The organism is Balneola vulgaris DSM 17893 (genome assembly GCF_000375465.1).
GTDB classification, from domain to species: Bacteria; Bacteroidota; Rhodothermia; order Balneolales; family Balneolaceae; genus Balneola; species Balneola vulgaris.
This window is the reverse complement of sequence record NZ_AQXH01000001.1, coordinates 26,152-45,814: the sequence shown is the minus strand read 5'-3', so window position 1 is coordinate 45,814 and position 19,663 is coordinate 26,152. Positions and strand designations below refer to the sequence as shown.

The 19,663-nt window shown below is 38.3% G+C and carries 17 protein-coding genes and 1 pseudogene; 9 read left to right on the top strand and 9 right to left on the bottom strand.

The window, feature by feature from the left end; genetic code table 11:
• Positions 1–14 precede the first annotated feature (14 nt).
• The 4 genes from B155_RS0100215 to rpsO all read right to left on the bottom strand — a co-directional run bounded on the left by B155_RS0100215 (position 15) and on the right by rpsO (position 5,493).
• Entirely contained in the window at positions 15–1,511 is a 1,497-nt protein-coding gene (locus B155_RS0100215; protein ID WP_018126209.1) for an asparagine--tRNA ligase, read from the bottom strand.
• Between the two features lie 52 nt (positions 1,512–1,563).
• Entirely contained in the window at positions 1,564–2,817 is a 1,254-nt protein-coding gene (locus tag B155_RS0100210; protein ID WP_018126208.1) for a M16 family metallopeptidase, read from the bottom strand.
• A 168-nt stretch (positions 2,818–2,985) separates the two neighbouring features.
• The gene (pnp, locus tag B155_RS0100205; protein ID WP_018126207.1) at positions 2,986–5,100 is read right to left on the bottom strand and encodes a polyribonucleotide nucleotidyltransferase; all 2,115 of its coding nucleotides are present in this window, start codon (positions 5,098–5,100) and stop codon (positions 2,986–2,988) included.
• A gap of 123 nt (positions 5,101–5,223) precedes the next feature.
• Positions 5,224–5,493: a 30S ribosomal protein S15 gene (gene rpsO, locus B155_RS0100200; RefSeq protein WP_018126206.1), complete on the bottom strand. Its 270-nt coding sequence runs from the start codon at positions 5,491–5,493 to the stop codon at positions 5,224–5,226.
• A 396-nt stretch (positions 5,494–5,889) separates the two neighbouring features.
• On the opposite strand from rpsO, the gene B155_RS0100195 reads away from it, so the two are divergent.
• The 9 genes and pseudogenes from B155_RS0100195 to B155_RS0100155 all read left to right on the top strand — a co-directional run bounded on the left by B155_RS0100195 (position 5,890) and on the right by B155_RS0100155 (position 13,871).
• Complete coding sequence (locus B155_RS0100195) at positions 5,890–6,597, top strand: CPBP family intramembrane glutamic endopeptidase (protein WP_018126205.1); 708 nt, start codon at positions 5,890–5,892, stop codon at positions 6,595–6,597.
• Positions 6,598–6,655: 58 nt separating this feature from the next.
• Positions 6,656–8,017 carry an amidohydrolase family protein gene (locus tag B155_RS13995; RefSeq protein ID WP_071594787.1) on the top strand — a complete coding sequence of 454 codons (1,362 nt, stop codon included), beginning with the start codon at positions 6,656–6,658 and terminating at the stop codon, positions 8,015–8,017.
• Between the two features lie 122 nt (positions 8,018–8,139).
• Positions 8,140–8,652: pseudogene (locus tag B155_RS12700) on the top strand (VOC family protein).
• Positions 8,653–8,879: 227 nt separating this feature from the next.
• Complete coding sequence (locus B155_RS0100180) at positions 8,880–9,509, top strand: SDR family oxidoreductase (RefSeq protein ID WP_018126201.1); 630 nt, start codon at positions 8,880–8,882, stop codon at positions 9,507–9,509.
• Positions 9,510–9,609: 100 nt separating this feature from the next.
• Positions 9,610–10,614, top strand: coding sequence for an NADP-dependent oxidoreductase (locus B155_RS0100175; RefSeq protein WP_018126200.1), 1,005 nt, complete (start codon positions 9,610–9,612; stop codon positions 10,612–10,614).
• Between the two features lie 57 nt (positions 10,615–10,671).
• Positions 10,672–11,352, top strand: coding sequence for a type 1 glutamine amidotransferase domain-containing protein (locus B155_RS0100170; RefSeq protein WP_018126199.1), 681 nt, complete (start codon positions 10,672–10,674; stop codon positions 11,350–11,352).
• 227 nt (positions 11,353–11,579) lie between these two features.
• Complete coding sequence (locus B155_RS0100165) at positions 11,580–12,410, top strand: alpha/beta hydrolase (protein ID WP_018126198.1); 831 nt, start codon at positions 11,580–11,582, stop codon at positions 12,408–12,410.
• 1 nt (position 12,411) lies between these two features.
• Positions 12,412–12,738 carry a DMT family transporter gene (locus B155_RS0100160; protein WP_018126197.1) on the top strand — a complete coding sequence of 109 codons (327 nt, stop codon included), beginning with the start codon at positions 12,412–12,414 and terminating at the stop codon, positions 12,736–12,738.
• 125 nt (positions 12,739–12,863) lie between these two features.
• Complete coding sequence (locus B155_RS0100155) at positions 12,864–13,871, top strand: alpha/beta fold hydrolase (RefSeq protein ID WP_018126196.1); 1,008 nt, start codon at positions 12,864–12,866, stop codon at positions 13,869–13,871.
• A gap of 112 nt (positions 13,872–13,983) precedes the next feature.
• Here the strand turns inward: B155_RS0100155 and rho are convergent, their stop codons facing one another.
• The 5 genes from rho to ispG all read right to left on the bottom strand — a co-directional run bounded on the left by rho (position 13,984) and on the right by ispG (position 19,662).
• The gene (rho, locus tag B155_RS0100150) at positions 13,984–15,645 is read right to left on the bottom strand and encodes a transcription termination factor Rho (RefSeq protein WP_018126195.1); all 1,662 of its coding nucleotides are present in this window, start codon (positions 15,643–15,645) and stop codon (positions 13,984–13,986) included.
• Between the two features lie 98 nt (positions 15,646–15,743).
• Positions 15,744–17,018, bottom strand: coding sequence for a bifunctional folylpolyglutamate synthase/dihydrofolate synthase (locus B155_RS0100145; RefSeq protein ID WP_018126194.1), 1,275 nt, complete (start codon positions 17,016–17,018; stop codon positions 15,744–15,746).
• Positions 17,018–17,851: an aminotransferase class IV gene (locus tag B155_RS0100140; RefSeq protein WP_018126193.1), complete on the bottom strand. Its 834-nt coding sequence runs from the start codon at positions 17,849–17,851 to the stop codon at positions 17,018–17,020. The genes B155_RS0100145 and B155_RS0100140 overlap by 1 nt, the downstream gene beginning before the upstream one ends.
• Positions 17,844–18,371, bottom strand: a complete 528-nt coding sequence (locus tag B155_RS0100135; RefSeq protein ID WP_018126192.1) for a TlpA family protein disulfide reductase — start codon at positions 18,369–18,371, stop codon at positions 17,844–17,846. The genes B155_RS0100140 and B155_RS0100135 overlap by 8 nt, the downstream gene beginning before the upstream one ends.
• A gap of 73 nt (positions 18,372–18,444) precedes the next feature.
• Positions 18,445–19,662, bottom strand: a complete 1,218-nt coding sequence (ispG, locus tag B155_RS0100130) for a flavodoxin-dependent (E)-4-hydroxy-3-methylbut-2-enyl-diphosphate synthase (RefSeq protein ID WP_018126191.1) — start codon at positions 19,660–19,662, stop codon at positions 18,445–18,447.
• Position 19,663: the final 1 nt, after the last annotated feature.

Below are 19,663 nucleotides of genomic sequence, written 5' to 3'. Positions count from 1 at the left end.
TATTAGACCCTTATTTAAGGTCTAAGTCTTCCCATCATACGTGGGAATGGAATAGTCTCTCTCACATGAGATAAGCCGCATAACCAAGCCACAGTACGTTCTAAACCTAGTCCGAAGCCTGAATGAGGTACAGAACCATATTTACGAAGATCTAGATACCAGCCGAATACATCCATCGGCAAGTCGTGCTTTTCGATGTGATTTTGTAAGAACTCGAGATCATCTTCACGCTGGCTACCCCCAATAATTTCACCGTAGCCTTCTGGAGCTAATACATCCACTCCCAGAACGAGGCGTTCATCTTCAGGGTCGCGCTTCATGTAGAAGGCTTTGATTTCAGCTGGCCAGCGATGCACCATCATTGGTACTTCTTGCTGCATCATTAACACAGTTTCATCAGAGCCACCGAAATCGTTACCCCACTCAAAATTTTGAGCAGATTCTTTCCACTTCGGTATGTTTCTGTAATCTTCTTCAATTTGATCTAGACGAGCAGATATTTCGATTTGGCGTGCTTCAATTTGCTTCTTACGCCATTTCTTCGCTGAACCGTGCTCCTTTTTAATCTCTTCACGTTCTTGTTTCAGCGCTTTCTCTTCTTCCTTTCTATCGGCCATCATCTTATCGAGCATTTCTGCGGTAGCATCGCTCTTTAGAATTTCCACAGCCTCAGAATACGTGATTCGCTTAAATGAATTATCCGCTACCTTTTCAAGCTTCGAGATATCACGTTCTAAAATTTCTAGCTCATTGCGTCTCTTATCTACAACACGCTGTACGATGAACCGGATCATATCTTCCGCTAAATCCATGTTCATATCTAAATCGTAATAAGCCATTTCAGGCTCAATCATCCAGAACTCGGTAAGGTGGCGACGAGTTTTAGATTTCTCAGCTCTAAATGTTGGGCCAAAGGTGTAGATTAACCCATGAGCCATTGCCATGGCCTCGCCATAAAGTTGACCTGTTTGCGCTAAATAAGCTTTTTCATCAAAGTAATCGGTTTCGAAAAGTGTAGTACTCCCCTCTGCCGCATTGCTCGTAAAAATTGGAGAATCCATTTGAACGAAGTTTCGCTCTTGGAAAAAACTATGGATAGCGAAAATGATTTCATTTCGAACGCGCATTGCCGCCCATTGCTTTTGGCTACGCAACCATAGGTGGCGGTTGTTCATTAAGAACTCAACACCATGTTCTTTAGGCGTAATTGGGTAATCTTCTGCAATCTGAACAATCTTTAAATCAGATACATGAATCTCATGCCCACCAACACTACGCTCATCGGCTTTAACCGTACCTGTAATTTCTAGTGAACTTTCTTGCTTAAGAGCATTGGCAGCTTCCCAAACCGATGTATCTACATCATCTTGAGCCACTATACATTGTGTAATTCCAGTACCATCTCTAAGCTCGATGAAAGCAAGTGCTTTACTTGTTCGGATGTTATATACCCATCCTTTTAGTGTCACTTTTGCATCAACATGATCACTAAGTTTGTTGATATAAATCATTTCAAAAATCAGTTGTTAATTGAGGTTCTTATCAAGTAAGGTAAAACTATTTTTAACCTTGTTCAGGAGTTAATATCGCTTCTGTAAATGAAGATTGATCAAAGAAATTAGATGAGAAATCACGCATATCTTCAGCCGTAACTAAATCTATATTTTCTACTAGTTCATCTAAAGTCACAAAACGGTCGAAATAAAGTTCACTTTTTGCTAATCGCATCATACGGTTACTTGTATTTTCTTGCGACAAGAGCAGTTTCCCTTTCAGCTGCGTTTTGGCTTCAACAAGTTCTTTCTCAGGAACAATATCATTTGATATTTTTTGAAGTTCCGCTACAATCAACTCATTCACGTGAGCTACATAGTCTTTATCTGTTCCAACATATACGCCCCATAATCCCGCATCAGTATACGATTGGTTGAAGGTCTGAATGGAATAGCAATAGCCGTATTTTTCACGAACGTTTTGGTGTAAACGCGAACTCATTCCACCACCAAGTACTGTATTAGCTAGCAACAATAAATACTTATCAGAATGATCGAAGTGAATACCACGACGCCCAAGTACATAATGAGTTTGCTCTATAGCTTTAGTAAGTTCAATTTTTTGAGCGTTGTAAGGTGTGAGCGGTTGTTCTTCATTTTCTACTTGCTCAGCAGGTAAATCTCCAAAGTAGTTACTCACTATCTCTACAACTTGTTCGTGATCCACATTACCTGCAACCGATACCAATAAATTACCTGCTTTATAGCGGTCACGCATGTACTGATATAAATCCTCTCTGGTAAAGGCATTTACCGTTTCTTCATAGCCTAATACTGGACGCCCTAATTGATGCCCATCAAACATTTTTGAGGTAAATTCTTCAAATAAGTAATCGTCTGGAGAATCACGATACATCTTCATCTCCTCTACTACTACTTTCTTTTCTTTCTCAACTTCTTCGCCTGGAAAAGCAGGATTTAACACCATATCAGAAAGTACATCTAAGGCTCTATTTAGTTGTGAATCTACACAACGAGCATAGTAGCAAGTATACTCGGATGAGGTAAAAGCATTAAGGTAGCCTCCAACCGATTCCATACTCAATGCAATATCATACGCCGAGCGAGTATCTGTACCTTTAAAGAGCATATGCTCTAAAAAGTGCGTTACTCCAGCTTGGTCTTTAGTTTCGTTTCTTGAACCAGTTTTTACCCAAATACCCACCGAAATACTTTTTACACTTTCGATATGCTCGGTTACAATACGTAAACCGTTAGGTAATACTGTTTTATTGATGAAGTCGATTTCTTTTAAATTTTCCATGGATCTGTTCAATTATCAAATGGGACTCAGGTATTGTACCGGCGAATATACGCTGTTTCTAAAAAGGTACAACTATGAAATTGGATTGTATTAGGTAGTGCTATAACGACAAAAAAGGCACCCCCGTTTGGGAGTGCCTTTCTTTAAATAATAATCGGAATAAAAAGATTATGAATCTTCTCTTTCGATGAGTGCTTTTCTAGAAAGGCGAAGTTTTCCACCATGTTCTACTTTAAGCAGCTTCACTTCAATTTCATCACCTAGTTGTAGGTAATCGGTCACTTTTTCAACACGTTTGTGATCGATTTCTGAAATATGGAGAAGACCGTCTTTTCCTGGAGCTACTTCAATGAATGCACCGAAGTCTTTAATCGACTTCACAACACCTTTATAAGTAGCGCCTTCTTCAAGATGACCAACAATCATCTTAATACGGTTCTTAGCTTCTTCTGCTTTGTCTAAGTCGTTTGCAGAGATTGTAACTTGGCCTTTTCCATTAGCATCTTCTTCGATGATAATTTCAGTGCCCGTTTCTTTCTGAAGCGTTTGAATAACTTTACCGCCAGGTCCGATAACAGCGCCAATGTCGCTACCATCAATTTCCATCTTAATAAACTGAGGAGCATATTTGCTGATTTCAGTTCTTGGAGTAGAAATGGTTTCAGCCATTTTACCTAAGATGTGCATACGACCAGCATGCGCTTGCTCAAGAGCTTCTTCAATAATTTCGAAGCTAATACCTTGAACTTTCATATCCATTTGGCAAGCAGTGATACCATCAGCAGTACCTGCTGTTTTGAAGTCCATGTCGCCCATAAAATCTTCTTCACCACGGATATCAGAAAGAACAACTGTATTGTTCTCGCCTACAATCATACCCATTGCAATACCTGCAACTGGTTTTTTAAGAGGCACTCCAGCATCCATAAGGGCCATTGAACCGCCACATACAGAAGCCATTGAAGATGAACCGTTTGATTCAGTGATATCTGAAATCACGCGAATCACATAACCGAACTCTTCAAAAGTAGGCATCATCATTCTTAAAGAACGCTCTGCTAAATGACCATGACCAATTTCACGACGACCAGGACCACGTAAGAAACCAGCTTCACCAACAGAGTATGGAGGGAAGTTGTAGTGTAGCATAAACTGCTTTGCTTCTTGATCGAATAGGGTATCTACAGATTGCTCATCACGCTTAGTACCTAATGTTACTGATACTAATGCTTGAGTTTCGCCACGAGTGAATAATGACGAACCGTGTGCACGAGCGATATATCCAACTTGTGTCCAGATATCACGGATATCGGAAGGAGAACGACCGTCGATACGACGTTTTTGCTCTAAGATCATGTTACGCAGCTCGTTCTTCTCGATGCCGCCTAAGATCTTTTTCGCTTCTTTCATTTGATCTTCGTCGTACTCAGTTTCTTCTAGTTGAGCTACAACGTCATTCTTAATCTCAGTGATTTTCTCATTGTATTCTTCTTTTCCAAGACCAATGTTAACCACTTCTTTAATTCTGTCTTCAGCAAGCTCTTTAACCTTCGCTTCAATATCAGCTGGAGTTACAGGAGCCACAAATTCTCTTTTTGGCTTTCCTAACTCTTCACGTAGTTCGTTCTGGAATGCACAAAGTTTTTTAATAGACTCATGAGCGGCTTTAATAGCATCTAACATCTCTTTTTCAGAGATTTCTTCCATTTCACCTTCAATCATTAGGATACTGTTTTCAGTACCACCAACAACCATATCGATGTCACTATCTTTAAGCTCTGTAATAGTTGGGTTAATGATGAATTCACCATTTACGCGTCCAACACGAACTTCAGCCATTGGGCCGTCAAAAGGAATATCAGACAGGTGAATAGCTAATGAAGCACCTACGGCTCCTAATACATCACCATCGTTTTCTTCGTCAGAAGAAATAACACTTGAAATTACTTGAGTGTCGCACACATATCCTTTTGGGAAAAGTGGGCGTAATACACGGTCGATTAAACGACTAGATAGGATCTCTTTTTCGTTAGAGCGTCCTTCACGTTTCATGAAACCGCCAGGAAAACGTCCTGCAGCCGAGAAACTCTCTTTATGATCTACTGTGAGCGGGAAAAAATCTTGCCCCGGTCTAGGTTCTTTAGCGCTAACCGCGGTACAGAGTACCATGGTATCCCCCATTCTTACAACAACAGCACCATCGGCTTGTTTTGCTATGCGACCTGTTTCTACAGATAGCGTTTTTCCGGGTGCGAATTCTATACTTCTAAAATCTTCTTTCATTTATTTTTGTCTTTTCTATTGTTTACTGCTTTTTCCCACCCTGTATTGATAGGCGTTTGGAATGCGTGGTATAAAAGGTGGGATAAATCGAAAAAGGCTCCGCGGTACACGGAGCCTTTGAAATTATTTACGAATACCGAGTTCTTTGATAAGCTCTCTGTATTTCTGAATGTCGTTTTTCATAAGGTAGTTAAGCAAACGACGACGCTTACCTACTAATTTCAATAAACCTCGACGAGAAGCGTGGTCTTTCTGATTATCTTTAAGATGCTCAGTAAGATGATTAATTCGGTGAGTAAATAGGGCGATCTGGCCTTCAGTAGTACCGGTATTGGCTTCTTCTCCGCCAAACTTCTTGAAAATATCTTTTTTTTCTTCTGCTGTAATGCTCATTACAATTTCTGTTATAACTTTAAATCGATTTAATAGTTTGCTAAGATAAGCTTTTTAGTGGTAAGCAACAACGGGTATAACAATTATTAAAAAGCCCTCATGTTAAGATCCTCCAAGGCTTAGCACCTTTATAAGATACGCTTTTATCGCCTTATATATAAGCTTCATATATATTTTCCTTTTATAAAACTCTATCCCAAGATTATACACTACTCATCACTCCTTCTTATTTATTGAGCATAGTTCAATCACTACACTCAATCATTATTGCGAATACAGAATGCAGAAATTTCATTGAAACAATTTTATCAACTGTAAGTAGTGCCCAGCTTAATACATCAAATAATGTGATGTTGAAGTCTTTAACCTTCAGCACTTTAGCAGGTTCAAAAAAATATGATTGGAATCTTAGTTTTATTAGCTCTCTCTTGGTTAATCCTACACTATGTAGAAAAAGAAAATTTATCTGTATTAGGTGTTTACCCAACGAAAAAACGAGTTGTACATTTTTTTGCAGCCTTTTTAGTGACTTCCTTACTCTGCTTTGCAACACAATACATAGAATTAATCTTAACTGATTCTGAATGGTTTATTAATGATAGTATTGCAGGAATTACTATTGTAAAAGGCTTTTTCTGGGATATAAAATCCGTATTAACAGAGGAATTATTGTTTCGAGGAGCACTATTGTACATTTTAATTCAAAAAATTGGTGAGCAAAAAAGCATTCTGATTTCTGCTTGTTCTTTTGGCGTATATCATTGGTTTTCATTTGGCGTATTCGGCAATACTTTTGCTATGCTACTAATCTTTATTGGAACTGGACTAATGGGTTATGCATTTGCACTATCTTTTTCAAAATCCAAATCTCTACTTCTTCCTATTGCACTTCATTTAGGTTGGAATTTCACTTACAACACAGTTTTTTCGAATGGTCCATTAGGTGAATTAATCCTTATTTCCCGAGGTGGAGTTGAACTCACTGGACTTACCTCTCTATTTAACTTTGCAAACGGTCTTATAATCGCTCCAATTATTGTACTCTTATATGTTTGGTTATTTATACCTAACACAACAAACAAGGCCTCGATGGCAGAAGATTAATTTGATAGGCCTTTTTCAATTCACACCAATATTAATTGTTAGAACTATTTTTTAAGTATTGAAACATTTACTTCTTCTCGCCCCAATATTTTTGATCATCTCTATAGTAATAGTAATCGATTCCGAACCTGAATCGGTGCTTATTACTAATATTAAACTTATCGATGGAACAGGAGAGCCCGCTCGAGAGCGCCAATCTGTATTAATTGTAGATGGATTAATTAAGAAAATCAGTAATGCCCAATCATTCCAGCCATCAAAGAACACAGAAATTGTTGATGGAACTGGTAAAACCATGATACCGGGACTTATAGGTGTGCATAATCATCTTCACATTCCTCGCCACCCTTTTATCGGTAAGATTGCTTCAAAATTATATTTGGCTTCAGGTGTAACAACTATCCAAACCGCAGGAGCTGCATACCCTTATGAAGAGATAGAATTAGCAAAACAAATAGAACTTCGTGAATTTATTGGCCCTGAAATAATCCCAAGTGGTCCATACATAACGGGTGATGGAGGGAATCCCAATATGATAATCCCTCAAGATGAAAGTGCATTGCGCGACACTATAAGGTATTGGGCAAATAAAGGTGCTAAATGGATCAAAGTTTATAGGAATGTAGATCCTAACTTTTTAGAGGTCGTTATTGAGGAGGCGCATAATAACAACATGAAAGTAACAGGCCACCTCTGTTCTATTACATTCCAAGAAGCTTCAGATTTAGGAATAGATGCAATTGAACATGGTTTTAATAGTGTGTCTGATTTTAGAGAGGGTAAAGAATATGGTAAATGCTCAGGGTCAAGAAATTATATCGATGAACTGCCACTAGATGCTAAAGAAGTAGATGAATTACTCCAATTATTGATAAATAACGGCACCGTTTTAACTTCAACACTTAGTATTTATGAAGCCAGTATACCTTCGAGGAGTTATTTAGATGTGCGAAGCATCACAGTTATGTCTGACACATTTAGAGGAAATTTTAAAGATCTAAATGAGAATCGATACACTAAGAAAGATGTAAGTGAGCTTAGAGAGCGAAGATTAAAGCGCATAATGGAGTTTGAATATAGGTTTTATAAAATGGGAGGAATTCTTGCAGCAGGTGTAGATGCTGGTCGCCATATATTGCCTGGATTTGGTGACCAAAGAAATTTTCAATTGTTGTTAGAAGCAGGATTTTCCGTTGAGGAAGCGATCCATATTATGACTAAAAATGGAGCGGTAAAATTAGGTAGAGATGATATTGGAACCATAGAGATTGGGAAAAAAGCTGACTTCGTTTTATTGGAAGGCGATCTAAAAAAGAATGAGGACGTAATTCATAACGTAAATGAAGTCTATAAAAACGGAATGAGTTACGAGCCAGACACAATACTTAAAAGTATACTAGGTCAATATGGACTTAATTAATTCGCTTCACTCAATTCCACACCCTCATTCTCTGAATGCATAGCTTAAAAATGGAACAGATACTCATTAAGTAGAGTTGTCAGGTTGAAGATATGTAAACCTTCCACTTAAATAATTGACCTATGAGTACTCCTAGATATCCTAAATCGTTTTCACATATAGGTATCACGGTTCCAGACATTCACAAAGCCGTAGACTTCTATCAAGATGTAATGGGTTGGTACGTAATTATGAAACCCTCTACCGTAAAGAAAGAATCAGAAACTGCCATTGGAAAGATGTGCATAGATGTATTCGGCGAGAATTGGGAAGAATTTGAAATAGCTCATATGTCTACGTCTGATGGAATCGGTATTGAGCTATTTTGTTTTCCTCTTGGAAATAAAAAAGCACCTGAATTTAATCCATTCAATACCGGTCTATTTCATTTTTGCATTCAAGACCCAGATATAGAACACTTGACCAAAAAAATTGTTGAAGCAGGCGGAAAGCAAAGAATGCCAATTCGAGAATATTAACCCGACGAAAAACCATATAAGATGGTGTATGTTGAAGATCCATTTGGTGTAGTATTTGAAATATATACTCACAGTTATGAATTAACTTATTCTTCAGGTGCTTATCAAAATGAGTAATAGGCAATTCCTAAAGAGTGAGGCTTGTCTCTACTAAGTGAACAATTACTTCTTATAAAACTGTCTTTTAGACTAAGCGATCTATTGTGTCTATCATTGATACAGGTACTCTGATTACGTAACTCTTTCTCAATCAGTCTTATCAATAGTAACTATACGGTAATAGGAACTCATTCTGTGGGGTTCTGTTCACTTAATAGAATACTTAATAAAGTTATTATTGAATTATGAAAATGAAGAAAGAAAGAGTTTTAGTTGCAGGAGCACACGGAACCACAGGAAAACATCTTATTAATCTACTAGTGGAAAGTTCTACATATGAACCCATTGCTATGGTTCGAAAAGAAGAACAAAAAACATTTTTTGAAGACCAGGGTATTGAAACGGTTTATGGAGATTTAACAGAAGACATTAACAATACGGTTAAAAACGCAGATAAGGTTATTTTTGCTGCTGGAAGTAAAGGAAAAAACTTAGAAGCGGTTGATAAAAATGGAGCTATAAAACTAATTGATGCATCCGAAAATCACGGTGTAGACAAATTCGTGATGTTAAGCTCTATGGGGGCAGATGATCCTACCAAAAGTGAAGATCTACAGGATTACTTAAATGCTAAAAAAGAAGCCGACGAATACCTTCAAAACAGTTCATTAAACTATACTATTGTTCGCCCTGGATCACTTACAAATGATGATCCAAAGCATCAAATTATGCTCGAAGAAACTATTAACTCAAGTGGTTCAATTCCTCGAGCTGATGTTGCGAAAACATTAGTTGGAGTACTAGAGACATCAAAACGCAATAAAGAACACTTTGATATCCTTAGCGGCAACAATCCCATCTCTGAGATTCTCTAGTCAGATATATACTAACCAATTACAGTGTTGTTCTTCTCAAGGCATCTTTAATACCAATGTTGAACAACAATAGGAATGAACTTTTAAAACCTAAAGCGACATGAATTCTACAAAGACTATTTTATTAAACAATAGACCTTCGGGCACCCCCACAACATCTGACTTTAAAATTTCGAACTTAGAATTATCTGATTTAAAAGATGGGGAAATCTTACTTCAAGCAAAGTATATCTCTGTTGACCCGTACTTAAGAGGCAGAATGACTGATCAGAAGTCATACATTGAACCCTTTGAGCTAAATAAACCCATTAGTTCTGGCATGGTAGCCGAAGTTATTGAATCTAATAATGATCAATATACAAAGGGTGATTTTGTATCTGGCATGTTGAACTGGTCAGAATATCAGATTCATAATGGAGCTGAGCTCAACAAAGTAGATCCCAATCAAGCTCCTCTATCTGCATATCTAGGCGTACTTGGAATGACTGGGTTAACTGCTTACTTCGGTTTATTGGATATCGGAAAACCTAAGGAAGGAGAAACTATTTTAGTGTCTGGTGCTGCTGGAGCCGTAGGTAGCATAGTAGGTCAGATTGGTAAAATTAAAGGATGTACAGTTATTGGTATTGCGGGAAGCGACGAAAAAATTGAGCTATTAACCAATGAATTTGGGTACGATAAAGGTATCAATTACAAAACTACCAAAGACATGAATGCTGCTATTAAGGAAGCCGCTCCTAATGGCATTGATGTCTATTTTGATAATGTTGGAGGTGAGATTTTAGATGCAGCACTTGCTAACATTAACCGATTCGGCCGAGTTATAGCATGTGGTGCCATCAGCTTATACAACAAAACTGAACAACCAACTGGCCCAAGAGTTGAGATTACACTGATCAAAAAGAGCGTTCTAATGCAAGGGTTTACCATTGGTAATTATGCCCAAAAGTTTGGTGAAGGTATTAGTGAACTAGCCAAATGGTTAACCCAAGGTAAGTTAACCCATAAAGAGACTATTGTAGAAGGATTCGATCAAGCCCCACAAGCATTTATTGATCTATTTTCAGGGAAAAACCAAGGAAAAATGATTGTAAAGGCAGACTAAGCCATTCAAAAAGAACTATTCATAATTAATAAATAGACTTAAATAAAGGATAAAGAGATGAAATTTTTATTTGTATTAACCTCACACAACGAACTAGGCGACACTGGAAATAAAACCGGTTTCTGGATTGAAGAATTTGCTGCGCCCTATTACTATTTAACCGACAAAGGCGCCGATATTACCATTGCATCACCTATGGGAGGACAACCTCCTATCGACCCATCCAGCGATACTCCAGATAATCAAACGCCGGCTACACGCCGTTTTAAAGAAGATGAAGCTCTTCAGAAAAAACTAGCGAGTAGTATCAAGCTTTCACAAATACAGATGGATGATTTTGATGGGGTATTTTATCCCGGAGGCCATGGTCCATTATGGGATCTAGCCAATGATGAAGATTCGATTCGTTTGATTCAAGAATTTTATGAAGCAAATAAACCAACTGGTTTAGTATGTCATGCCCCTGCTGCTTTAAAAAATGTGAAGCTTTCTGATGGCGAATTCCTTGTGAAAGGTAAAAATGTAACCGGTTTTACTAATTCAGAAGAAGCTGCCGTTCAATTAACGGAAGTGGTACCATTTTTAGTAGAAGATATGCTGAAAGAACGTGGTGCAAACTATAGTAAAGCTGATGACTGGCAAGCTTATGCCGTACAAGATACCAACCTTGTAACTGGTCAAAATCCTGCTTCATCTGAGGCTGTTGCTGAAAAGCTTTTTGCAATGTTGAGTAACTAAGCAAAAGCCCTCTTTTATTTTAAAGCCTCTTACTACTAGTGAGAGGCTTTTTTTAGTATTTCTAATAAGGGATATAAACTTTTAATACTACAATTTTATAAAGTTGTATTCCCTTGTTTTATAGATAATTAAGATTCCTTTCACTTTTAGTTAGCTAGTTGGAACATTCATTGAATTGGCCTTAAATTCTTCGCAGTAATAACCACAAATCATTCGTACTGCCCTCCATGATTAGATACGTAGCCACTCTCCTATTCTCTTTATCACCATTATTATGTATTGCTCAAGATATACCAGATAAAATTTCTGAGTCGGAGTTTTCAATAGGTAAGTCAATTCAAATTCAATCGACACTATTAGGCGAGGCTAGAGACCTTAACATATATCTCCCTTCCAATTACGAAACGAATAAAGATCAATCATACCCAGTTATTTATTTATTGGATGGCTCAATAGATGAAGACATTATACACATTGCAGGCATTACACAATTCGCAGCATTCCCTTGGATTAATATCATTCCAGAATCGATTGTAGTTGGTATTGGAAATGTAGATCGAAAAAGAGATTTCACGACCCCATCACAAAATGAGCTAGACCAAAAAGAATTTCCTACCTCTGGCGGAGCCTCACATTTTGTACAATTCATTGAAAAAGAATTACAGCCCTTTATTGAAAATAATTTTAGAGTAACGAATCAAAAAACTCTAATCGGACAATCTCTAGGTGGACTTTTGGCCACTCACGTTTTATTCACTCAACCTCATCTATTTGATAATTACATAATTGTAAGCCCAAGTTTATGGTGGAATGATGAAAGATTATTAGATGCACCTACTGCACCCTATCAAAGTAAGAAATCAATTTATATAGCTGTGGGGAAAGAAGGTGACGTTATGGAGCGTACGGCACGAGAACTTTACGAAAAACTACTTTCTACTCAATCGAACCGTTCTCAGGTTCATTTTGAATTTCTGGAAGATAAAACTCACGGTGATGCACTTCACATCGCTGTGTATCATGCTCTTGAAGTCATGTTCAAGCAGCAGAAGGATTGATATGAATTGGACATTACTAATTGTAGCTGGTTTATTTGAAGTAGCATTTGCTGCCTGTCTTGGAAAAGCGAATGATGCTACAGGTTCGGCCATGTATGGATGGTATGGAGGATTTCTACTTTGCTTAGCTATTAGCATGACTCTACTAGTTCGCGTGACCCAACATTTACCTATTGGAACAGCTTATGCGGTTTGGACAGGTATTGGTGCTGTTGGTACCGTTTTACTAGGAATATTCGTTTTTGACGAACCTGCTACTTTTTGGCGAATATTCTTTTTGACTACACTTATTGCATCCATCATAGGGTTGAAAATTGTATCCAACTAATTCGGTTCCAAGCGGGTTTCTACTTCAACATTCTAATTTTTTGTCCGAAATATATTGACGTAATTCAAAAGGTTTTTGGGGTAATAGAAACCATATCATATTTATAAACAAAACATTGAAGGGTTATGAAACTTTGGAGTAAAATTTTATTAGGGGTCGTATGCCTCATCGGCATTTTTGTGATTTGGGTATCACTCATGGAAAAGGAGTTTACAGAAACTAGCAGTGATGCCTATTTAAAAAGTAGTGTGGCATTATTTGAAGCTGAAGGCATATCCCCAACTTCAAATTTCATTGAAACTGATGGCCCTATAAAACGCATTCATTATTATGAAATGGGTGAAGGTGAACCTCTTGTACTTATACATGGTGGCGGTGGATATGCCTCGCAATGGTATTCTATATTAGATGAACTCGCTCAAAACTTTCACCTATACATACTAGATCGCCCGGGAAGTGGCTTATCCGATAATTTTGATTACAAAGATGTAAATCTTACAGAGCATAGCGTTGACTTCGTGCGTTCATTCATGGATGCTAAAGGACTTGAAAAAGCACACTTTGTAGGGCATTCAATGGGAGGTTTATTTACGGTAAACTTTGCACATATGTATCCAAACAGAGTAGATAATATTGCCCTAATTGGGCATCCAGCGGGCAGCAATGTTGAAATCCCACCACAAGTAATGCTAATGAGTATAAAAGGTGTCAACAAGCTATTGCTGAAACTCATCGGTCCCCCATCTATTGAAGGAAGTAAAGATTTTCATCGAATGATGTTAGTGCATCAACCTGAAAAGCTATCCGATATTTATTGGCAAAACGATGTTAATGCGCAGTTGATTCCTGGAAACGCCCGAGCATTCAACTCATTGATAGAAAATTGTGTCAGCTTTGGTGGTTTTGAAGAGCAGTTTTTGATTCAAGATGCCTTGTTCGATCTACCACATAAAGTCACATTTATTGTAGGTGATAAGGATGTTTGGGATACGATCGATAATGCAAACTACTTAGTTTCAAATATGAACAATGCATCCATTCATGTCATTAAAGACGCTTCACATTTACCATGGCTAGATGCACCTGAAGAAAGTGCGAGCCACATTATAAATGCATTGCAACCAAGTGAGTAGTAGGATTACAAACAAAATTTGTAGCCTAATTACATCTTTAGTCACTTTTTCTATTCCATAAAAAAAGCGAATCTGATTGCTCAGATTCGCTTTTAATAATTAAATAAGTTGTTTACTTATTCATGGAAATCAAAAACTCTTCATTCGTTTTTGTTCCTTTAATTTGCTTCAATAAGAATTCCATCGCTTCGAATGCATTCATATTGGTTAGATAGCGACGTAATAGCACTACTTTTTCGCGCTCCTCTTCGGCTACAAGTAATTCTTCACGACGAGTACCACTTCTAAAGATATCAATAGCAGGATACATTCTACGATCTGAGATTCTACGGTCTAACACGATCTCCATGTTTCCCGTACCTTTGAATTCCTCAAAGATTACATCATCCATGCGAGAACCCGTATCTACTAAAGCGGTAGCTAAGATGGTTAAAGAACCACCATTTTCAATGTTACGCGCTGATGAGAATAACTGACGAGGCTTCTTTAACGCTTCAGAGTCTACCCCACCCGTCATGGTTCTACCTTTGTTGCTAGCCGTTACATTATATGCACGTGCTAAACGCGTGATTGAATCCAATAAGAGAATTACATCGTGTCCACTTTCAACCAATCTTTTTGCTTTTTCAAATACTAATTCGGCTAAAGCAATGTGATTTTCTGGCTTTTCATCGAAGGTTGAAGCTGTTACTTCAGCACCTTTCACTGAACGCTCCATTTCGGTTACTTCCTCAGGACGTTCGTCAATTAGAAGTATTAATATCTTGGCATTAGGATGATTGGTAGCAACGGCATTGGCGATACCACGTAATAAAGTAGTTTTACCTGTCTTTGGTTGAGCTACTATCAATCCACGTGTTCCTTTACCTACTGGGGCAAATAAATCGATGAATCGTGTTGAGTAATCACTTGGCGTGAATTCCATCACAAAGCGATTATCTGGGTGAATAGGTAACATATCGTCAAAATCTTGACGGTTATCCATATCCCGTGGGATACGTCCGTTTACTCCTTCCACTCTCAACAGTGCGAAGTATCGCTCTCCAACTTTAGGTGGACGAATGATTCCTATAACGCAATCACCTTGTTTTAATCTAAAACGCTTAATCTGTGAAGGCGATACATAAATATCATCAGGACTCGCCTTGTAGTTGTAATTCACTGAGCGAAGGAATCCATAGCCATCTGGCAAAATTTCTAACGTACCCTCATTAAACAAAAATGGTCCTAATTGAGGCTCTAATTCCGCAATACGCTCTTGAAGTGTTTCAGCATTAGACTCTGGCAACTGGTCGTGTTCTTGGCGACGCTTACTGTTCTTATTGCGATTGTTATTTCGCTGCTGTTGCTGCTGTTTTTTCTTCTCCTCTTCCTTATCGTCGTCTTTCTTTTTATAGGAAACGATATGGGATTGTCCACCGTAAGTAGCTAGCTCATCTTCTTTTTTTGAAGATTGGCTATTGTTTTGGTGAGCGTCTTTTGGAGTTTCACTTACTTCATTCTTCGACTTTTCGTCTTCTTCTAACAGTGATAATTGCTGCTCCTTCTTCTTATCTGAATTAGCTCTTGTACTCTTCGGACGTAATTTTACAGTGATACCTTTCGGCTTCGACTCTGAGGTCTCTCTGATCTTTTCTATAAGATCTTTCTTTTTAATTCCTGTAACCCTTTTTACTCCTACCATCTTTGCAAGTGTTTGCAATTCAGGCAGTTTCTTTTTTTCTAAGGACTCCAGTTCCCCAGCCGTTAGGTTTACGGTCTGATTTTCTGACATAAAAAATTGTGGCTATTATTTGGTATAAATAATGAAATTCTTACTGAGTTTGGGGTGAATGCCATAGTATCGTTGTAGAAACTTTATTGGGCACTCAATCAGGTAAGGAAAGAATCGGTTGGATCTGCTATTGTATTTATCCACCGCTTAACTATGGGATAAAAGTAAAAACTTCCGATAAAAATTACTAATGAAGTATCCAATTCATTCAAAATACTTTCTGCGGTAGAATCATCGATCTTTTTAACGGGTAGTAAGTCATTAACTTGTTCATAGCTAGCCGCCCTATCCACCTTCTGTTGATAGTAAAAGAGATTCTTATGTTTCCTCAATTGCGATAGACTCTGCTCATGCACTTTATCCTTCATCAAAGATAGAACGAGCGTGGCTTCTTGCTGAAATTCGTCTTCTATAACGCGTAGTGATGATTCTAGAGCTTCTACATTATGTGCACCTGAAAAGTACCATTGTTTATGGGGCAGTAGTTGTTCAAATCTGCCCGGTGCCCCTTTGAAATTTACAATGGCTTCATGGGCTGTTGTTACTTCTACAGGAAAGCTATTTTGCAATAACTTCACTCCTTGTAAGCAAACTTCAACATTATAGGCATTCACCGATTCTATAAAATTCGTTTGAAGTACTAGTGTTGAATCCTTATAGCAAATCTCTCCTTTATCAAAATGTACCTTTGTTAAATCTATACAATGAATGGGTGCATTTTTCTTTAACGCTACTTCTTGAATGACTGACTGAACAGAATTCGAGACCTTCCCTACTACAACTGGAACATCTTGTTTGATGATACCCGCCTTTTCAAAAGCGATTTTTTCCTCGGTATCACCCAAAATTTCAATGTGATCTAAGGCAACACTGGTTATTACAGATAATTTGGGAGTGATAATATTTGTGGAATCGAGTCGACCACCGAGCCCGGTTTCTATAATGGCGATATCTACCTTTAGTTTACTAAACACCCAAAATGCTAGCGCCGTACTTATTTCAAAAAAAGTAAGGAGTGTATTTACCAATACTTCTTCTGTTTCTTGGAAGAAAGCTAGAATGAGTTCATCATCAATTGGGCGACCGTTTATACGAACACGTTCGTTGTAATGGATTAGATGTGGGGAGGTAAATAAGCCAGTTTTATACCCTGCATGCCTATACACTTCTTCAAATAAATGACAGGTTGTGCCTTTGCCATTGGTTCCCGCTACATGAATGGTTGGGAAATTATCCTGTGGATTCCCGATAGCTTCACAAAATGTTGAAATATTTTCTAAAGCGAAATTAGCCGCTGAAGCGCCCTTATCTTGGAACTTTGGAATGGCTTCAAGATAAGTCCATACATTTTCTATGTTTCTGAAGCCTTCCATTAGTTTAATCGTTTCTTTTTATTTGTAGAATACAAACTTGAAATCTGTGTAAGAACTGGGTGGCCGGTATCAAAGAGAGTATCGCCTATCTGTTGAATGGGGATTATCTCTCGAACTGAATTACATGCAAAAACACTTTCAGCCGATAGCAGTTCATTCAGTGTATAAGCTCCTTCTTCTACTTCGATCAAGCTTTCACTTTTGCAACTTTGTAGAATGAAATTGCGAGTTATCCCTGTAAGGGGATCACATTGCACTGAGGGTGTATAGAGTGTGTGATCTTTAATCCAAAAAAGGTTAGCTATGGTAGTTTCACTTATAAAGCCTTCTTCATTTAGCATGAGTGCGTCATCTGCGCCGAGCTTGTTCGCTTCCTCGGCCGCTCGATCATAGTGTGCACGACTTGAAAGCTTTAAGCTAGTCTCAATATTCTTTTTAGAAGCCACAGGTGTTTGCACCAATGCTAACTTCCAATGTGGTAGCTTTTCGGGTAAATCACGAGTTGAAATAACTACATGTCTACTCCTATCAACCGAACTCGTACATTGAATTTTTACCACACAATCTTGTGCTAGTAAGGCATTGTGACTCAATAATGTTAGGATATATTTTCGAATACTTTGCACGTTTACAACACTTTCTATGCCCAAATATTCCATGCCTTTATTCAGTCGATCTATGTGTTCTTCTAATAAAAAGAACTTCCCTTGATAGGAACGGATTGTTTCAAAACACCCTACTTCCTCAAACGATGAAGACGTAGCTACTTTTTGGGTAGCACCTTCTTTGAGATGGATTTCTCCATCTATTAGGATGTAATCATGTTTACTCATTTATCTTATCGCGCAGTAATCCATATCCTGCATTTTCCTGATATCCAATGTGAACATATTTCACTTTCCCAGTTGGGTCGAATAAAATGTATGAAGGTATGCCTGGTACTTTTAAATCATTAAATAAATCTGCCCCGTCTACATAGTAAAGACCATCTCTTAAACTGCTCTCGTCGATTGTCTCGCGAGCATCTTTCACTATAGCGGCTAATACAACTAATGAATCTGTTTGATCGGCTAAGGTGTAGATTTCATCTATCATGAATTGTGATTTTTCAGACCATGTAGCCCAAAATAAAAGCACTACATTATTTCCCTTAAACTGCTGAACGGAAAGAGAATCATCTTCAAATACATACTGCAATTCTTTGGTAAGTAATGAATCACTTTCAGCAATTCCTTCTTTAAATCGCTCTGCTTGAGTGCCCTTATAATTTATAGATGAATAAATGATAGAAAGTGCTGCTATGATGGCTATAACCACCATAAATAAAGGGAAATGTTTGTTATCTAATTTCATACTAATTGAAAGACCGCTTGTGCCTTAGCATTCTAAATTGAAAGGATTATTGCTACCCAATGGAATGTGAACCTTAGTTCTTTCCGTAATTCTTTTTGATGTAGTCGTTGAGGATTTTGCGAAACTCATCACCGATGCCATCCCCTTTTAAGGTTTTGAAGTGCTCACCATCCATGTACACCGGAGCTTTCGGTTCTTCAAAAGTTCCAGGAAGTGAGATTCCAATATTGGCTGCTCGCGATTCACCCGGTCCGTTAACAACGCAACCCATCACGGCTACATCCATCTCCTCAACGCCTGGATACACCTGTCGCCAAACAGGCATCGACTCTTTGATATACTCTTGAATGTCTTCGGCTAGTTCTTGGAAGTAGGTACTCTTGGTACGTCCACATCCGGGGCAAGAAGTTACTTGAGGAATGAAACTACGAATGCCTAATGATTGCAATACTTGTTGTGCTACTTGAACTTCGAGTGCACGATCTGCCCCCGGTTGTGGGGTTAAGGATACACGAATGGTATCGCCAATGCCACGTTGCAGAATCACTGATAGCGCTGCAGAACTTGCCACCATGCCTTTCATACCCATTCCTGCTTCTGTAAGTCCAACATGTAATGGATACGGCACTACTTCAGCTACACGAGTGTAAACTTCCACTACATCTTGTACACCCGACATCTTACAACTGATGATAATTTTATCGGAAGCAAGGCCTACTTCTTCGGCAAGCTTTGATGAACGCTTTGCACTTTCAACCATGGTGTCAAGCATAACTTCTTTGGCCGACTTAGGCTTGGCTAGGTCGTTATTAGCATCCATTTTCTGTGCAAGAAGCTGTTGATCAAGCGACCCCCAGTTTACACCAATACGCACCGGTTTGTCATATTTAATGGCTTGCTCTACAATGGTGGTAAAGTTCTCATCACGTGCTTTGGTGCCTGTATTCCCCGGATTAATGCGGAATTTGGCAAGCGACTCTGCCATATCTGGATACTTAGTAAGTAGTACATGACCATTGTAATGGAAGTCGCCAACAATAGGAACGGGAACTCCACGGTTCATCAACTTCTCTTTAATATGAGGCACCGCTTTCGCAGCTTGATCATTGTTCACGGTAATTCGAACAATTTCTGACCCAGATTGATGAAGATGATCAATTTGATTTACCGTTTCTTCAATGTCTGCAGTATCGGTGTTCGTCATAGACTGCACAACAATAGGAGCTCCCCCACCAACAGGAACATCTCCTACCATTACTTGTATCGACTTTCTTCTATTAATAGAAGCCATG